The organism is Caldanaerobius fijiensis DSM 17918 (genome assembly GCF_900129075.1).
Taxonomy (GTDB): Bacteria; Bacillota; Thermoanaerobacteria; order Thermoanaerobacterales; family Caldanaerobiaceae; genus Caldanaerobius; species Caldanaerobius fijiensis.
This window is the reverse complement of sequence record NZ_FQVH01000017.1, coordinates 38,957-57,030: the sequence shown is the minus strand read 5'-3', so window position 1 is coordinate 57,030 and position 18,074 is coordinate 38,957. Positions and strand designations below refer to the sequence as shown.

The window sequence follows — 18,074 nt, the reverse complement described above, 5'->3', positions numbered from 1 at the left end:
CCCCTTTCTTTATACACCATGCGGTGTATAAATGTTATCCGGTATTAGCACCTCTTTCGAAGTGTTATCCCGGTCTTAAAGGCAGGTTGCTCACGTGTTACTCCCCCGTCCGCCGCTAAGGTAGTTGAGCAAGCTCCACTACCTCCGCTCGACTTGCATGTGTTAGGCACGCCGCCAGCGTTCGTCCTGAGCCAGGATCAAACTCTCTTGTAAAATATATATCTCAAAACAGATTGTATCCCGCTCACTGTTTAATTGGCAAGGTTCTCTCAGCCTCTCGGCTGACGATTTCTTATTTTACTACTTACCTGGCTGTCTGTCAAGGGCTTCTTTGCTCCCTCCCGACAGCTCTTATACTTTACCATCGTTTCGTCTCTTTGTCAAGGGGTATCTCTCGACTTTTTTGTCCCCTTGCCCCTCTCGCGATGGCTTTATTAATATACCACAGCTTTAAGGGGTACGTCAAGAGGGATTTATACTTTACCACAACATCATCAATGATAAATTCACAAAATGGCAACAAAACTCTCAGGTATAATGACTTCATATATATTACATCGTACAATTCTATTTGAGGAGGCTAACGGAAAACAAGAGGGAGTTAAATATTTCAAGGGGTGGAGAAAATAATGGATAATTTACTAGAAAAGTTAGAAAAAGACCCGGTGGCTCGATATGTACCAAATTGAAGTAACGGGCAGGATAGTTTAATATACTTCAAAAATAAAGAAAAGAGAAGCCTTATTGACTTCTCCTTCCCTTATTTTTGCGATTGATCTGATTCCCTTCCTTCATTGGTTTGCTTGACATCTTTTGGCCTCATGGTGGGGAAGAGTATTACATCCCTTATAGAATAAGAATTAGAGAACAACATAGCAAGTCTATCAATGCCTATCCCTAATCCTCCCGTCGGTGGCATACCATATTCCATAGCTGTAAGAAAATCTTCATCCATCCTGTGGGCCTCTTCGTCTCCAGCCTCTCTTGCTTTTACCTGTTTCTCAAACCTTTCTCTCTGGTCAAATGGATCGTTTAATTCAGAAAAGGCATTGGCGATCTCCATTTTAAAGATAAAAAGTTCAAACCTGTACGTAAAACCTTGCTTGTCCGGAATCTTTTTTGCCAATGGCGATACTTCTATTGGGTATTCTGTTATAAACGTGGGCTGGATTAGATTTTCTTCTGCAAATTCCTCAAAGAACAGATTCAATATCTGCCCTTTTGTAGCATTGTCATCAAATTCAAGGCCCCTTTGTTTCGCCAATTCTCTAGCTTCTTCATCAGTCTGTATATCATCAAAATCGACACCGGCATACTTAAGCACAGCTTCTCTCATGGTCATCTTTGTCCAGGGTTTTGCCAGATCTATTTCAATACCCTGATATAAAAGCACATCGGTACCTAATACTTCCTTGGCCAGCGTCTTTATCATATTCTCCGTCAATTCCATCATGCCATCAAGATCCGTGTAAGCCTGATAGAGCTCAATGGTAGTAAATTCAGGATTGTGCTTGACATCAATGCCTTCATTTCTAAACTGCTTGCCTATTTCATACACTTTATCAAATCCACCTATAATAAGCCTTTTTAAGTACAACTCAGTGGCTATTCTAAGGTACATATCTATATCAAGGGCATTATGATGGGTTATAAACGGTCTTGCCGCTGCGCCACCGGGTATAGTCTGTAAAATAGGCGTTTCTACTTCCATAAAGCCTCTTGCATCCAGATAATGCCTCATTCTGCTGATGAGCTTACTCCTTATTATAAAGTTCTTCCTCGACTCATCATTTACGATCAGATCTACATACCTTTGCCTGTATCTTAGCTCGATATCTTTAAGTCCATGCCATTTTTCAGGCAATATCTGGATAGCCTTGGCCATTACTACAAAATCATGGGCTTTTACAGATATTTCGCCCTTATGGGTTTTAAAAACTTCACCCCTTACTCCTATTATATCTCCAATATCTAACAATTTAAATATAGCGTATTTTTCTTCACCTACATCATTTATTCTAAAATAAACCTGAATTTTACCCTCTTGATCCTTTAAATCTACAAAGCTGGCTTTACCATGGCCTCTTATGGACATAATCCTACCTGCAACAGCAACTTCTTTGCCTTCCATGGACTCAAAATTGTTTAAAATATCCGTCGAATAGTTAGTCCTCTCAAAGCGCAATACTTCGTAAGGATTATAAGCAGTTTCACACAACTGCTGTAGTTTTTGTCTTCTTATCTGCTGTAATTCATTTAAGTTCATCTCCTGCTCCATCAGTAAATTCCTCCATCCAACGCATAATTATCTTCTGATTTCAAGAATTTTCATTTTAATAATCCCGTCAGGAACTTCTACGTCGACTACATCACCTACGTGATGCCCCAACAAAGCCTTGCCCACAGGCGACTCATCAGAAATCTTCATATTCGACGGATCGGCTTCAGCGGAACCCACGATAGTATATTCTACTTCCTCTTCAAGGTCTTCGTCATATACCTTTACAGTGCATCCAATGCTAACTCTGTCCAATGTTATATCCTCTTCATCGATGACCTTAGCATTTCTAAGCATAGCCTCCAGTGTGGCAATCCTGCCTTCTACAAAGGCTTGTTCATTTTTTGCCTCATCGTATTCTGAATTTTCGCTGAGATCACCAAAGGCCCTGGCTTGTTTTATCCTTTCAGCCACTTCCTGCCTTTTCACAGTTTTGAGGTATTCTAATTCCTCTTCTAACTTTTTCAAACCTTCATATGTTAAAATCGTCTGCTTTGCCATTTATCTCCCCTCTTTGTAAAATACTTTTTTTATTCTATGCCTCCGTAATAAAATTTATGTCTTTATGCAAATAAGCACCGCATTTACGCAGTGCTTATTACATTTTTGTTTATAAAGGATATTATAATGCACTGTACATTAAAAGTCAAGAAATATAAATGCCATCTGTGAACACTTTACAATAATCTCAAACTAATATCAAGAGCTTTAACAGAATGGGTCAAACTACCCATGGATATTATATCAACACCTGTCGACGCTATTTCCCTTACATTATCCTCTGTGATATTTCCGGATGCCTCCAGCAACGCCCTTTTATCCGTAATCACAACAGCTTTTCGCATGGTTTCCACATCCATATTATCAAGCATTATTATATCAGCGCGTGCTTCAATGGCTTCTTCCAGCTGCTCCAGTGATTCCACTTCTACCTCTATTTTCACTGTAAACGGCGCCTTCTCTTTCGCTAACATCACAGCATCTTTTATGCTGCCTACGGCTTTTATGTGGTTGTCTTTTATTAATACAAGGTCCGAGAGATTTATTCTGTGATTGTGTCCTCCGCCTACTAATACGGCGTATTTATCCAGCATCCTAAAGCCAGGTAATGTCTTTCTCGTATCCACAATTTTAACATTGTAATCCCTTACAAGTGAGCAAACCCTATATGTCTTGGTGGCAATGCCACACATCCTCTGTAATATATTCAACGCCACCCTTTCGCCTTTTAAAATAGCGGCAGTGTGACCTTCGATTTCTGCAATTATATCACCTTTGTTTAATATATCACCATCATGATAATTTTTTCTAAAAGAAATATCCTGGTCCAATAATTCAAACACCCTTTTTGCCACGTCAATACCGGCCAGTATGCCTTCTTCCTTTGCGATAAATCTCCCTGCCGAAATCTGCTCCTTGGGTATCAGGCAATCTGTGGTAACATCGCCGAAACCTATATCCTCTATAAGGGCGTTCTGTATCAAATCATCAACTACCAACCAATTTAGCATAAAATCACCCCACATATCTATAATACTTTACTTTGGATATAATGGCTGCCAGCACTTTTTTTGTTTTTCAGGGCTCCCTCAATTATATAGCTGGCGACCAGGTACATATTAGCAGTTTCCATCTTACCTACTTCATCCAAAATAGTTTTATCTAATAACTCCATATTCCCCTTTACAAAATTCAAAGCCTTTTTTAAATCATCTTCATTTCGAATTATACCGACATTTAAAAGCATAATTTCCTTAAGATCGTTTTTCAACCTGTCAAAATCCACAGTGTTATAAACCCGCTTTGCCTTAAACTCTATTTCCTGAACCCCCTTATCATCTTCATCCACTTCCCTTGTTTCGTAGTGTTTTGCTATATCTCGTGCAATCCTCTTACCAAAAACCAATCCTTCTAAAAGAGAATTGCTGGCAAGCCTGTTGGCTCCATGCACTCCTGTGCAGGCGCATTCGCCAACCGCATAAAGCCTATCCAGGCTGGTTCTCCCCCAGGTATCCGTCTTAATACCGCCCATAAAGTAATGAACCACGGGTGTAACCGGAATGTAATCTTCAGCCATATCTACGCCCATATGTCTGCACGTTTCGTATATTGTGGGAAATCGTGTCTTTAAAAAATCTCTGCTAAGATGGGTAACATCAAGGTACACAAAATCGCTTTGTGTCTTTTTCATCTGATCAAATATGGCCCTCGCTACAATGTCCCTTGGCGCTAGCTCCATCCTTTCGTCATATTTATCCATAAATCTTTCTCCATGGATATTTCTCAATATACCCCCTTCACCCCTCACGGCTTCAGATATCAAAAATAATCTCTCTCCTTCTTTTTTCGAATACAGTGCCGTGGGGTGAAACTGTATATACTCCATGTCATCAATTTTAGCACCCGTTCTTATAGCCATGGCAATACCATCGCCTGTAAGTACCCTGGAATTGGTGGTTTTAGCGTATAATTGTCCTATCCCGCCCGTAGCCATGACCACAAAATCAGACCAAATGGTCTTAATATGTCCACCACTACTCAATATAGCACCTATGCAGCGGTTTTTGCCCGTTAAAATATCCACCGCAAACAAATTTTCAAATATATCTATGTTTTTGCGCTGGCGGGCGTCCTCTATGAGAGTATCCATAATACCTTTTCCCGTAGCATCTCCATGGACGTGGAGTACCCTTGGTATTGAATGTCCTCCTTCCAGCGACCTATATAAATTACCGTTTTCATCCCTATCAAAAGGTACTCCAAGGTTTATCAAATCTTCAATAACACCCTGTGATTCCTCCACCAGCACCCTAACAGCATCTTCATCGTTTTCAAAAGCCCCTGCAACCATGGTATCCTTTATATGAAGCTCTCTATCATCATCGCCTATGCTGGCAGCAATGCCCCCTTGAGCTAAATACGAATTGCTTTCGTCTACAGAACCCTTGCATACCACTGCTACATGCAACTTCTCAGGAAGGCAAAGCGCTGTATAAAGACCTCCTATACCCCCGCCAATAATCAAAACATCATAATTGCTGTTATCACCATCTTTTGTATTAAAATTTATCAAATACCTTTCCATCAAATCACCCGTCTATTATCTAACATTTAGCATCTTTTCAAGGGCGTTTAACGCTCTCACTCTTATATCCTCGGGTACGGTGATTTCATATCGCATTTCTCTCAGTGAATCTAATACATCCTCCAGTCTGGTTTTCTTCATATTGGGGCACACAAGGCCTTTTGAAAGAAGGTAAAAGGTCTTTTCAGGATTATCCTTTTTCAATTTATGTAAAATACCCATCTCCGTGCCTATGATAAATTCCTTGCTATCGGACTTACTGGCATAGTCTATAATCTGAGCTGTACTTCCGATAAAATCAGCGTATTGCCATATTTCAGGCGATACTTCTGGATGTACCAGGATCTTTGCATCCGGGTGCATCTCCCTGGCCTTTATAACATCGTCAAGGCTTATCCTGTGATGGGTTATGCAGTAGCCTTCCCATGGAATAATTCTCTTACCTTTAACCTTGTTGGCTACATATGTTCCCAGGTTCTTATCTGGTACAAAAAGCACCTCATCGCTGTCCAGCGATTCTACAATCTTAACAGCATTTGACGATGTACAGCATATGTCGCTTATTGCTTTTACAGATGCAGGCGAATTTACATAACACACCACCGCAGCATTGGGATATTCCTTCTTTTTAGCCTCCAGTGCTTCAGGCCATACAAAGTCAGCCAAGGGACATCCGGCGTCCCTGGCGGGCAACAATACAGTTTTGTCCGGCGATAATATTTTGGCGCTTTCGGCCATAAAATGAACCCCGCAAAAAACAATGACGTCGCTATCAGTCCGGGCAGCCGCCTGGCTTAAAGCAAAAGAATCCCCTACCAGGTCTGCCACATCCTGAACCTCTGGAACTTGATAATTATGGGCAAGGATAATTGCATTTTTCTCTCTTTTCAGCCTTTTGATTTCTTCAATCATATCAATTGTATCTATATCCATATTTACACCTCTCGAAAGTTCCTTTTGTAAACAATCAATCAAATAATAAATAATTAATACTATAATAACACCATCATGCCATTTATTCAATCAGACCAATCAAATTTTCATGAGATTAAAAAAATGTTTAGATGCCGAAAATATACGTTTTTCCAGATCAGGTATATCCTTTGATAAACTCTTCAAAAGATCCTTTATATACTGCCTTTTAGTATTGCCATTAGCTGGACACTGATTGGGTACCACGGGAAGCTCATATCGCCTGACCACCCCTTTTATCTCACTCTCTTTTACATATATCATAGGCCGTAATACAATTAAACCCGTTCTATCTAACTTTGTTACGGGCAAAAATGTATTTATCCTTCCTTCATAAAAAATGCTCAACAAAAAAGTCTCAATGAGATCATTATAGTGGTGGGCCAACGCTACTTTGTTGCATCCCATCTCCAATGCAAAATTATTTAAAGCTCCCCTCCTCAAATTAGCACAAAGCGAACAGGGATTTTTCTCCTTTCTTACATCAAAAACGATTTTAGCTATCTGAGTTTCTTTGATATGGTATTCAATACCATTCTCTTTGCAAAAATTCATGGTTTTGCTAAAATCCATGTCCTCATAACCCATCGTCAATGTAAGCCCCATCAGCCTGAACTTTACAGGATAATACTTCTGTAAAAGGGAAAGAGCGTACAAAAGGGTTATACTGTCCTTGCCTCCCGACACACCAACTGCTATTATATCGCCCTCTTCTATCATGTTGTAATCCTGTATAGCTTTTCTTATCTTCCCAACAAGGCGCTGCATTAAATCACCTCTAACAATAAGCAATTACACAATAAATCCAATGATCTGCCCTTTAAATGCAATAAAAGGGTAACTTTGGCGTTACCCTTTTATGCAAATGCTTATAATCCAAATCTCTTTTTCAATGCCTCTTTCTGGGCAATTATTTCCTCAGGTAGTCTGTCACCAAACTGTTTTAAGAACTCCTCCTGATCTTTTATCTCCTCGGCCCATACATCTTTATCAACGCTCAATAGCTCCTCCATGACCTCATCAGAGATATCCAACCCCGTGGTATCTATGGCACCTTTTGCTGGCACATAGCCGATTGGCGTTTCTACCGCTTCACCGTTTCCATTGCACCTGTCTATTATCCACTTCAGCACCCTCATGTTTTCGCCAAATCCCGGCCAGAGGAAATTGCCTTCATCATCCGTTCTGAACCAGTTGACATTGAAGATCTTGGGAGGATTGGGTATCCTCTTGCCCATCTCAAGCCAGTATGCAAAATAGTCTGCCATGTTGTATCCGCAGAAAGGCAACATAGCCATGGGGTCACGTCTTACCACACCTACCTTGCCGGCAGCTGCTGCTGTGGTTTCTGATGCCATCGTCGCCCCAACATATACGCCGTGATTCCAATCAAAAGATTGATAAACAAGGGGAGCTACTTTCGCCCTTCTGCCACCAAAGATTATCGCAGAAATGGGCACTCCTTTGGGATTTTCCCACTCTGGAGAAATCGACGGGCACTGACTGGCAGGTGCTGTAAATCTAGCATTGGGGTGTGCTCCCTTTTCGCCGCTATCCGGCGTCCACGGCTCACCTTTCCAATTAATACCACTGGCTGGCGGTTCTCCCATGCCCTCCCACCAAACCGTATTATCCGGGGTTAGAAGAACATTGGTGAATATGGTATTGGCCTTTATAGTTTCCATAGCGTTGGGATTGGTCTTATAGCTGGTTCCAGGCGCTACTCCAAAAAAGCCTGCTTCAGGATTTACTGCCCATAGCCTTCCATCTTCGCCAATCCTCAGCCATGCAATATCATCGCCAACAGTCCATACCTTATATCCCTGCTTTGCATAATATTCAGGAGGCACAAGCATTGCGAGATTTGTCTTGCCGCACGCGCTGGGGAACGCCGCTGCCACATAAGATACATTTCCCTTAGGATCTTCCACTCCCAGTATGAGCATATGCTCAGCCATCCAGCCCTGCTTTCTGCCCATATAGCTTGCGATCCTTAATGCAAAGCATTTTTTACCCAGGAGCACATTTCCACCATAACCTGAATTTACACTCCATATAGTATTGTCTTCAGGGAAATGGCAAATATACCTCTCTTCAGGGTCCAATGTCGCTTTGGAGTGAAGCCCTTTTACAAATTCATCCGAATCCCCTAGCTGCTGCCAAGCCACATCGCCCATTCTCGTCATAATCCTCATGTTGAGGACCACATAGATACTATCAGTCAATTCTACGCCCACCTTGCTAAAAGGCGATCCCACAGGGCCCATAATATATGGAATGACATACATCGTCCTTCCCTTCATGGATCCGTCAAATAATTTCCTCAGCTTTGAATAAGCCTCGTCGGGAGCCATCCAGTTGTTGGTTGGACCTGCATCGTCCTTATTTCTGGTGCATATAAACGTTCTATGTTCCACCCTTGCTACATCGCTTACAGCGGTCCTGTGTAAATAACAGCCCGGAAGCTTTTCTTGATTTAGTTCGTGTAGTTCGCCCGTTTCAAGGGCCTGCTTAATGAGTTTCTGCTTCTCTTCTTCCGACCCGTCTAACCATACTATGTTATCCGGTTTTGTGAGCCTTGCCATTTCTTCTACCCAATCCAGAACAGCCTTGTTAGTAGTAATCATATCTTTCCCCTTTCTTTTATTTATCCTTTGATTCTATATTATATCAGATATATCCGACAAAGAAAACTATTTTGAATATGTATACAGTATGTCTTGCAAATATACACTGTTGTGAAAACGTATACAGCCCATTCTTCACTAAAATTTTTGATTCTCCAAAGTAAATATGCAATTTATTATAAAGCTCTTGCAATTATACACTACCCATGTCGTATGTGGATATGTTAAGTTTTTTCCTTCTGGCATTCATCTTTATCTCTTTTATCTTTTCAATAGGTACTTCCTTTTCAAAACTTCTGAAACCTGCCAGTTTAAAACCGTGTTTTTTAGCAAGGGCAGCGATCTCTTCCACCTGCTCTACAGTCATGTCCCTTCCCAATGAATAATTTTCAATGCGCCCTTCCATGGCTAAAATCATGGTCTCCGCCATACAGGCGTAGCTGGTCTTAGGCGGAAAGCCGAAGTTAAAATGAAAATCCACATCACCGGGGACCTCCACAACTCCCCCTTCTATGACTAAGACATCGTCTCTCTTCTCTACCACTTCTTTTGATACATCTCTCGGCCTTGCTACGTCGCAAACCACTGCACCGGGTTTTAAATACTCAGGCTTTATAACGGTATCTACGGCACTGGTCACCGTTATCACCACATCTGCATTTATTAGGGCCTCATCCACATTTGAGGTAATACTTGGAGATATCCCTGTCCTGTACATAAGGGTTTCGGCAAAATCCTTTAATCTTTCTCTATTTCGAGCCACCAACGTAAGTTCTTTTACATCTCTTGCCAGTATCTCTGCGCATACCTTGCCTATAGAGCCCGTAGCACCAATTACAACAGCATTACAATCCTTTATGTCCTTGCCCATCATCTCCGCTGCTTTAATAGTTCCTTCTATAGCAGTAGCTACAGTATAGCTATTCCCCGTAGTAACGGCAATATTCAAATTTTTTGAAACAGTTATACCTGCATCACCCACCACCGATGTCATGGCTCCAAGGCCCACGATTTCTGCTCCCAGTTTCTCTGCTAGCTTGCCTGCCTTTATTATCTTTTTAATTACAAAATCTTCCGGTAGATTTATCATCTGATCTGAAACCAGAGGAACCCCTATAAAATAACCTTCTGTAGCAGCGTATGCACTCCTTACTCCTTCTATTTTTGAAACTTTTACAGGCGGTAATGCCTTCATAAGGCTTTTTACTATGCCCACAGGTACCTTTTGCAAAAATTTGAGTTTTCTAAATATATCATCATACTCTATGGGATGTATCAAAAAAGCAAATGTGTGCATTTATACTCCCTCCATCCACTCAACTTAATATTCAATAACCGCTTTTTTATTTATTTTTGAAGATATTCCACTCTTGGTCTAAAACCTATTTTATCCAGAAGTGTATTATAATCCTCTGGTGTCATCTCCTCAGGCGCCTTACCTGCAAGGCATACCAGAACAGCTTCCATAACGTTGGTGCCAAAAGAACGACCATTTATTTCAGGCGTTGTGGTGACCAGCAACTCTACACCCCTTTCCCTCATCAATTTCACATCTTCTGCTGTAACTGTATTAGTTATTATAGTCTTACCTGTCATATCCACGGGCATATACCTCTTTATAAAGAGGTAATCTCCCGCTATAACCTCTGCATCCCTGTAATATTTGCTATGCCTATCTTTTATTACCTCCTGCTCTTTTCCTACGGGATATATAATAGAAAAAGGCAATTTGACTATAATGGGAGCCAGTATGGCGGCTAGAAAATATAACAATCTAAGGGATTTAAGGGGTATAGGCAGATTAAGTAAAAAAATAAAATCGCCTATGGTAAGATCCGCCCCCTCCTGTTCAAAAGCCTGAGCCATGCCAAAGCGGTCCATGGCGCATGTCATAAGCACCTTCTTGCCCTTAAAATTCACTATACCATTCTCAGATAAATACTTTATCACCCTTCTTTCTAGTGTGTTTTTAAGCCCTGATCCATCTACTATAGGGGTTTTCTGCGCAGCCTTTTTAAAAGGTACAGCATCTTTTATAATGTATCTTTTATTGCCACCGTAAACATACAGGTCTATTCCCCCCATACCAAACGCATCTACTTTACCGTCCAGATCTTTTATCATCTGGAGGGCTTTCTTAAAATCCCCATCTGTTCCTATCCTCTCAATGACAAATTTTTCTCCGAGTATATCGATTTCTGCCGTATGATCTCGCTTTGACGATCCTACACTTACGCTCACAATCCTTTTCACAACAACTCCCTCACTTTATCGAATTTAAAAGTTCCTCTATAACCGACGGCTCCACATACACATCCTGTGTAAGCGGCGACGGTCCAATATTTACAGTGATCACATCGTTGTCTAATATCCCTTCGATTATTTCACTCCTTTTGTCAGAACCCAAAAAGATCACCACGTCATATGACCTTACCTCCGCTATCAGATCCATAACCCTATTCACCAGCTCAGGACCCGAAAGACCCAGTACGAAATCCCAACGCTCTTTTTCTGATAACAGCAGCTTAAATCCTACACCGTGCTTATCCAGCACCTGCTCGATTTCAGCCTTATTCCCGATGGGAAATCCGATGACAGCGATATTACCTCCGCGCCTTACCTCTCCGAGACTCTCTAACCTCGATATAAAAGTCCTATCGGTATTAAACCTTGAAGCGATCTCCTGCTGTGAATAGCCTCTCGACCTCATCTCAAATATCCTGTCGATTATCCTGTGAACTTTCTCTATGTTGATGACCTTATCGCCAATGTTGACGACTTTCATAACTTCACCTCTATGTGCACATAATGTGCTCATTTGCTTATTATTTTACTACGTAGATAAAAAAATGCAAGGTTTTTTTGCAAAAAAATAACCAGCTCTCTCCCCAATAAATTGGAGAGATGAGAGCCAGTTATTTAAAAAATACCATTCCTATTCTTCAATGGTATCCTCTACAGAACCACCTGCTGGGATAAACGGCAATACCTTTTCATCTTTATCAATCATGCATTCTATGAGCGCAGGTTTATTTTCGCCAAGGGCTTTTTTAATCGCATCATTAAACTCTTCTTCATTGGTTACCCTGCACGCGCTAACGCCGTAAACCTCTGACAGTTTTACAAAATCGAGATTGGGATTCAAATCTGTATGGGAATACCGTTTATTATAAAGGAGCGTCTGCCATTGCCTAACCATACCCAGTGTATTGTTATTTAAAATCACTGTAATAACGGGTATATTGTATATGGCTGCTGTCTCCAGCGACTTTATATTCATCCTGATGCTGCCATCTCCAGCGATATTTATAACTCTTTTATCTGGCTTACCCACCTGTGCACCAATAGCCGCAGGTAAGCCAAATCCCATAGTTCCCAATCCTCCTGAAGTAATAAAAGTGCGGGGCTTTGTAAATTTATAATACTGAGCAGCCCACATCTGGTTCTGCCCCACTTCCGTAGCTATTATAGCATCTCCACTTGTAAGCTCACTAATTCTTTCCACAATATACTGTGGTTTTAGCTTGCCATCTCTATTATACCTGAATTTATATTTTTCTTTCATTTCTGCCAGTTGTTTATGCCATTCATGATGATAATTAGGCTTTACTTTCTGCACAAGCTCTCTGAGAACAGATTTTGCATCTCCTACAATACCCACATTTGTCTTTATGTTTTTCCCGATCTCCGCCGCATCAATATCAATATGAATTATCTTTGCATCCGGTGCAAACCCTGTAGCCTTTCCTGCAACCCTATCGCTAAATCTGGCTCCGATAGCTATCACCAGATCAGACTTATACACAGCCATGTTAGCGTATTTGCTTCCATGCATCCCTAAAAAGCCCAATGCCAGTGGGTGATCTTCTGGAAAGGCTCCAAGCCCCATAAGGGATGTGGTCACAGGAATGTCAGCCTTTTCAGCCAGCTCTTTCAATTCTTCGTAAGCTCCAGAGCATATTATTCCGCCCCCTGCATATATCACAGGCCGCTCACTTTGATCTATTAATTGCACTGCCTTTTCTATATTAGCATAATTTATATTTTTCTTGGGCTTGTGCTCATAATTTATAGAATTTCTATTTATAGGCTCATATTCTATCATCATGGCCTGAATATCTTTTGGCACATCGATGAGGACAGGACCAGGTCTACCCGTTGTGGCGATTTCAAAGGCTTCATAGATGATATATGCCAGCTTTTCTGGGTCTTTTACGATGTAATTATGTTTTGTAATAGGCATTGTAATACCTGCTATGTCTACCTCCTGAAAGGAGTCCTTGCCTATGAGATTTCTGGCAACCTGACCTGTTATGGCGATAATAGGCACTGAATCCATGTATGCATTAGCGATACCTGTAACCAGATTGGTAGCTCCGGGACCTGACGTGGCAAAACAAACACCAGGCTTACCTGTCACCCTGGCATAGCCATCTGCCATATGAGCGGCCATCTGCTCATGGGCTACCAGCACATGTTTTATATCCGAATCGTACAATGCATCGTATATAGGCAAAACAGCTCCACCAGGATATCCGAATATCACATCGACTCCCAGATCCTTTAAACACCTTATGATGATCTCTGCCCCCTGTAGCTTCATTCACATCCCCCCTTGCTTAAACACCGCTCCTGTGCTGGCTGACGTTACCATTTCAGCGTATCTTCTCAGGTATCCGCTCTTTATCTGTGGTTCTTTTTTGACCCAGACCTTAAAGCGCTCATGCAACTCCGCATCAGACAATTTTACCTCTAATTTGCGCTCAGGTATATTTATAGATATGATATCCCCATCCTTGAGTACGGCTATAGGACCTCCTTCTGCCGCTTCAGGAGAAACATGGCCTATGGACGCGCCTCTTGTAGCGCCCGAGAACCGTCCATCGGTGATCAACGCCACATCTTTATCCAAGCCCATCCCCGCCAGCGCCGACGTTGGGCTCAGCATTTCTCTCATACCCGGACCACCTTTTGGTCCCTCATACCTTATAACCACCACATCGCCTTTGTTTATTTTGCCTTTTAATATGGCATCAATGGCCTCATCCTCCGAATCAAACACCCTGGCAGGCCCTTCATGCACCATCATCTCAGGGGATACCGCTGACGCTTTTACCACAGCGCCATCAGGAGCCAGATTCCCTTTCAGTATGGCAAGACCACCTGTTTTGCTGTACGGTTCCTCTACAGGCCTTATCACATCGTGATTTCTAACTGAAACGCCTTTGATGTTTTCTCCAACGGTCTTGCCTGTGACCGTAAAACGCCCCGTGTCTATATAGCCTTTTTTATTCAGTTCCGCCATGACAGCCTGTATGCCACCGGCTTCATATAAGTCCTGAATGTGGTATTTACCCGCAGGGCTAAGCTTGCAGAGGTTGGGCACTGTATTGCTTATCCTGTCTATATCTTCAAGGCTTATCTCCACACCAGCCTCATGGGCGATTGCTGTCAAATGCAAAACGGTATTGGTAGAACCTCCTAACGCCATATCCACTGCAAAAGCATTGATGAAGGCATTTCGAGTCATAATATCCCTGGGGCGAATCTCTTTTTGGACCAGGTCCATAATGCGCATACCAGCCATCTTCGCAAGCCTTATTCTTTCTGCGTACACTGCAGGTATGGTACCATTGCCTGGCAAACCCATGCCCAAAGCCTCTGTAAGACAATTCATGGTATTAGCCGTGTACATACCTGAGCAGGAACCACACCCAGGACATGCGTACTGTTCCAGCTCATGCAATTCATCCTCGCTCATCATTCCTGCGGACACCGCCCCTACCGCTTCAAATACCTTACTGAGGTCTGAATCCTGCCCGCGGAATCTGCCTGCCAGCATAGGCCCACCGCTGACTACAATGGCAGGTATATTAAGCCTGGCTGCTGCCATGAGCATGCCGGGTACGATCTTATCACAGTTGGGGATCAATACTATGCCGTCAAAGGCATGGGCTCTCACCACCACTTCTACGCTGTCGGCTATAAGCTCACGGCTGGCTAAAGAGTATTTCATTCCCGTGTGATTCATAGCTATACCATCGCACACACCAATGGTATTTATCTCAAAGGGGACACCCCCTGCCATCCTGATACCTGCTTTTACCGCCTCTGCTATTTTATCCAGGTGTAGATGACCAGGTATTATCTCGCTCTTAGAGCTTATAACACCGATAAAAGGCCTTTTCATCTCCTCATCCGTAATTCCCAAAGCATACAAAAGCGATCTGTGCGGCGCTTTCTCCACGCCAGCTTTTACGTTTTTACTCAGCTCATCCATACCGCTTACCCCCTTATCTCTTCAACAACCAGATCTCCCATCTCTACCGTATTTACAAGAATCATGCCATCCTGCATTATATCCTGGGTTCTATAACCCTTCTTTAAAACCGATAACACCGCATCTTCAATATCTCTAGCGGCATCCTCCATATCAAAGGAATACCTCAACATCATAGCCACCGACAATATCGTCGCAAGAGGATTAGCCTTTTTGGTACCCGCGATATCAGGGGCCGAGCCGTGTACAGGTTCATATAAGCCCACTCTGTCATCCCGCAAGCTAGCCGAGGGAAGCATACCTATAGAACCTGTAAGCATGGAAGCCTCGTCGCTCAAAATGTCCCCAAACATATTGCTGGTCACGATAACATCAAATTGGCGGGGATTTTTGATAAGCTGCATGGAGGCATTGTCCACATACATGTGTTCAAGGGTAACCTCAGGGTAATCTTTGGCAACCTCTTCCACCGTCTCCCTCCACAACCTGGAACTCTCCAATATGTTGGCCTTATCTACTGATGTTACCTTCTTTTTTCTCTTCATAGCAGCATCAAAGGCCACCTTTGCTATGCGCTTTATCTCTTCAGTTGAATAGATCTCCGTATCGTAAGCTTTATAGCCTGTATCGGTTTTTTCCCTGCCCCTTGTACCAAAGTAGATGCCGCCTGTAAGCTCTCTTACCACCAGCACGTCCAGTCCATCGCCGACTATTTCTGCTTTCAAAGGCGATGCATTTTTAAGAGGCTCGTAAAGGATCGCAGGCCTTAGATTCGCATATACATTGAGGCTCTTCCTGAGGGCCAATAATCCGGCTTCAGGCCTTTTGCTGCCAGGCAATGCATCCCACTTAGGCCCGCCTACTGCCCCTAGAAGAACGGCATCACTCTTTAAGCACGCCTCCTGGGTCTCCGCAGGATATGGATCACCGGTTTTGTCTATAGCAATACCTCCAAAAGGGTATATAGCTGTTTCAAAATCTACTCCGTACTTACGCTCAATGGCATTTAAGACCTTGAGCGCCTCATTTACCACTTCAGGGCCTATCCCATCGCCTGGTAACACCGCTATCTTATACATTCTTATTCACCTGCGCCTTCACATAATTTATCAGTCCATCGTGCTTTATGATCTCCTGGATAAACTCAGGAAATGGCGCTGCATGAAAGGTGAGATTTTTGGTTTCATTGTAGATTACCCCTGTATTAAAATCCACGCTTACCACATCGCCGTCATCTATCCCGTCCACCGCCTCAGGGCATTCCAGTATAGGAAGACCTATATTTATGGCGTTTCTGTAAAATATCCTGGCAAAGGTACGGGCTATGACACAGGATATGCCGGATGCCTTTATGGCTATAGGAGCATGTTCACGGGATGAACCGCAACCAAAATTCTTACCTGCCACGATGATATCGCCCGGCTTAACCCTGTCTTTAAAAGTCGCATCCAGATCTTCCATGCAGTGCCTGGCAAGCTCTGATGGCTCTGAGGTGTTTAAATACCTAGCTGGTATTATTACATCCGTATCCACGTTATCTCCGTATTTTATGGCATTTCCTTTAATCATTTAATACCACCTCCGGATCCTCTATATAACCTGCTACAGCTGATGCTGCAGCCACAGCGGGACTGGCCAGATAAACTTCGCTTTCTGGATGACCCATTCTGCCGACAAAGTTGCGATTAGTCGTTGCCAACGCCCTTTCACCTTTTGCCAGTATACCCATATGACCTCCCAGACACGGACCGCACGTTGGCGTGCTGACAGCAGCACCCGCTTTTATAAACTCTTCAATATAACCGCGTTTCAAGCACTCCAGATATATTTCCTGAGTAGCCGGGAATATGATCAGCCTCACATCGGGATGCACTTTTCTCCCTTTAAGTATCTGATAAGCCTCTTCCATATCCTTTATACGGCCATTGGTGCAAGAACCTATGACCACCTGGTCGATCTTTACCCCTCTGGCCTCATCTATAGGCTTGGTATTCTCAGGGAGATGGGGAAATGCCACCTGAGGCCTTATACCGCTCAGGTCGATTTCATAGATTCTTTCGTATTCGGCATCTTCATCGGCCTTAAACACTTCATAAGGTCTTTTAGCCCTTCCCTTTACATAGTTTAAAGTCTCCTCATCAACGTCGAATATGCCGTTCTTGGCACCCGCCTCTATGGCCATGTTAGCTATGGTGAACCTATCATCCATGGTCAAAGATTTCAGGCCTTCCCCTGTATACTCCATGGACATATATAGAGCTCCATCAACACCTATCATCCCTATGATGTACAGAATAACGTCTTTTCCGCTGACCCATTTGTTCAATTTGCCCTTTAAGTCAAACTTTATAGCCTGTGGCACCTTAAACCAGGCCTCCCCTGTAGCCATGGCCGCAGCCATGTCAGTACTGCCTATACCCGTAGAAAACGCCCCTAAAGCGCCGTAGGTGCACGTATGGGAATCGGCGCCTATTACCACATCACCGGGTCCTACAAGGCCCTGTTCAGGAAGCAAGGCGTGTTCGATGCCCATACGGCCTACCTCAAAGTAATTTACAATGCCGTATTTTTTAGCAAATTTTCTTATTACATTGGCCTGTTCTGCTGACTTTATATCTTTATTGGGAGTAAAGTGATCAGGCACCAACGCTATCCTGTTCACATCAAAGACCCGATCCAGGCCCAATTTTTCAAATTCTTTGATAGCTACAGGAGATGTCACATCATTTCCCAGTACCATATCCACTTTTGCTTTTATAAGTTGACCTGGTACCACCTTATCCAATCCTGCATGTTTTGCCAGGATTTTTTGCGTCATCGTCATTCCCATTC

Annotated in this window: 16 protein-coding genes and 1 rRNA gene; all 17 read right to left on the bottom strand. The window is 42.8% G+C overall.

The window, feature by feature from the left end; all coding sequences use genetic code 11:
- Window positions 1-213: ribosomal RNA gene (locus BUB87_RS08195) — 16S ribosomal RNA — on the bottom strand; the annotation flags it as partial.
- Window positions 214-358: 145 nt separating this feature from the next.
- A complete protein-coding gene (locus BUB87_RS14130; protein ID WP_143156643.1) occupies window positions 359-547 on the bottom strand; it encodes a hypothetical protein in 189 nt (62 codons plus the stop codon).
- 213 nt (window positions 548-760) lie between these two features.
- The gene (gene lysS, locus BUB87_RS08190; RefSeq protein ID WP_073343900.1) at window positions 761-2,278 is read right to left on the bottom strand and encodes a lysine--tRNA ligase; all 1,518 of its coding nucleotides are present in this window, start codon (window positions 2,276-2,278) and stop codon (window positions 761-763) included.
- Window positions 2,279-2,305: 27 nt separating this feature from the next.
- Window positions 2,306-2,779, bottom strand: coding sequence for a transcription elongation factor GreA (gene greA, locus BUB87_RS08185; RefSeq protein WP_073343896.1), 474 nt, complete (start codon window positions 2,777-2,779; stop codon window positions 2,306-2,308).
- A 176-nt stretch (window positions 2,780-2,955) separates the two neighbouring features.
- Window positions 2,956-3,789, bottom strand: a complete 834-nt coding sequence (nadC, locus tag BUB87_RS08180; RefSeq protein WP_073343893.1) for a carboxylating nicotinate-nucleotide diphosphorylase — start codon at window positions 3,787-3,789, stop codon at window positions 2,956-2,958.
- A gap of 17 nt (window positions 3,790-3,806) precedes the next feature.
- Window positions 3,807-5,363, bottom strand: coding sequence for an L-aspartate oxidase (nadB, locus tag BUB87_RS08175; RefSeq protein WP_073343890.1), 1,557 nt, complete (start codon window positions 5,361-5,363; stop codon window positions 3,807-3,809).
- A gap of 15 nt (window positions 5,364-5,378) precedes the next feature.
- The gene (nadA, locus tag BUB87_RS08170; RefSeq protein WP_084111054.1) at window positions 5,379-6,296 is read right to left on the bottom strand and encodes a quinolinate synthase NadA; all 918 of its coding nucleotides are present in this window, start codon (window positions 6,294-6,296) and stop codon (window positions 5,379-5,381) included.
- 99 nt (window positions 6,297-6,395) lie between these two features.
- A complete protein-coding gene (locus BUB87_RS08165; protein WP_073343887.1) occupies window positions 6,396-7,103 on the bottom strand; it encodes a tRNA 2-thiocytidine biosynthesis TtcA family protein in 708 nt (235 codons plus the stop codon).
- Window positions 7,104-7,204: 101 nt separating this feature from the next.
- A complete protein-coding gene (locus tag BUB87_RS08160; protein WP_073343884.1) occupies window positions 7,205-8,962 on the bottom strand; it encodes a phosphoenolpyruvate carboxykinase (GTP) in 1,758 nt (585 codons plus the stop codon).
- Between the two features lie 193 nt (window positions 8,963-9,155).
- Window positions 9,156-10,259 (bottom strand): NAD(P)H-binding protein, encoded by a 1,104-nt coding sequence (locus tag BUB87_RS08155; protein WP_073343881.1) that lies wholly within the window; start codon window positions 10,257-10,259, stop codon window positions 9,156-9,158.
- Between the two features lie 50 nt (window positions 10,260-10,309).
- Complete coding sequence (locus tag BUB87_RS08150) at window positions 10,310-11,215, bottom strand: quinate 5-dehydrogenase (protein ID WP_073343878.1); 906 nt, start codon at window positions 11,213-11,215, stop codon at window positions 10,310-10,312.
- 10 nt (window positions 11,216-11,225) lie between these two features.
- Window positions 11,226-11,747 (bottom strand): helix-turn-helix domain-containing protein, encoded by a 522-nt coding sequence (locus BUB87_RS08145; RefSeq protein ID WP_073343875.1) that lies wholly within the window; start codon window positions 11,745-11,747, stop codon window positions 11,226-11,228.
- A 150-nt stretch (window positions 11,748-11,897) separates the two neighbouring features.
- On the bottom strand, window positions 11,898-13,565 hold the full coding sequence (gene ilvB / locus BUB87_RS08140; protein WP_073343872.1) for a biosynthetic-type acetolactate synthase large subunit: 1,668 nt from the start codon (window positions 13,563-13,565) through the stop codon (window positions 11,898-11,900).
- Window positions 13,566-15,242 (bottom strand): dihydroxy-acid dehydratase, encoded by a 1,677-nt coding sequence (gene ilvD, locus BUB87_RS08135; RefSeq protein WP_073343869.1) that lies wholly within the window; start codon window positions 15,240-15,242, stop codon window positions 13,566-13,568.
- A 5-nt stretch (window positions 15,243-15,247) separates the two neighbouring features.
- A complete protein-coding gene (leuB, locus tag BUB87_RS08130) occupies window positions 15,248-16,321 on the bottom strand; it encodes a 3-isopropylmalate dehydrogenase (RefSeq protein ID WP_073343866.1) in 1,074 nt (357 codons plus the stop codon).
- The gene (gene leuD / locus BUB87_RS08125; RefSeq protein ID WP_084111057.1) at window positions 16,314-16,808 is read right to left on the bottom strand and encodes a 3-isopropylmalate dehydratase small subunit; all 495 of its coding nucleotides are present in this window, start codon (window positions 16,806-16,808) and stop codon (window positions 16,314-16,316) included. The genes leuB and leuD overlap by 8 nt, the downstream gene beginning before the upstream one ends.
- Window positions 16,804-18,072: a 3-isopropylmalate dehydratase large subunit gene (gene leuC, locus BUB87_RS08120; RefSeq protein ID WP_073343915.1), complete on the bottom strand. Its 1,269-nt coding sequence runs from the start codon at window positions 18,070-18,072 to the stop codon at window positions 16,804-16,806. The genes leuD and leuC overlap by 5 nt, the downstream gene beginning before the upstream one ends.
- Between the last annotated feature and the right edge of the window lie 2 nt (window positions 18,073-18,074).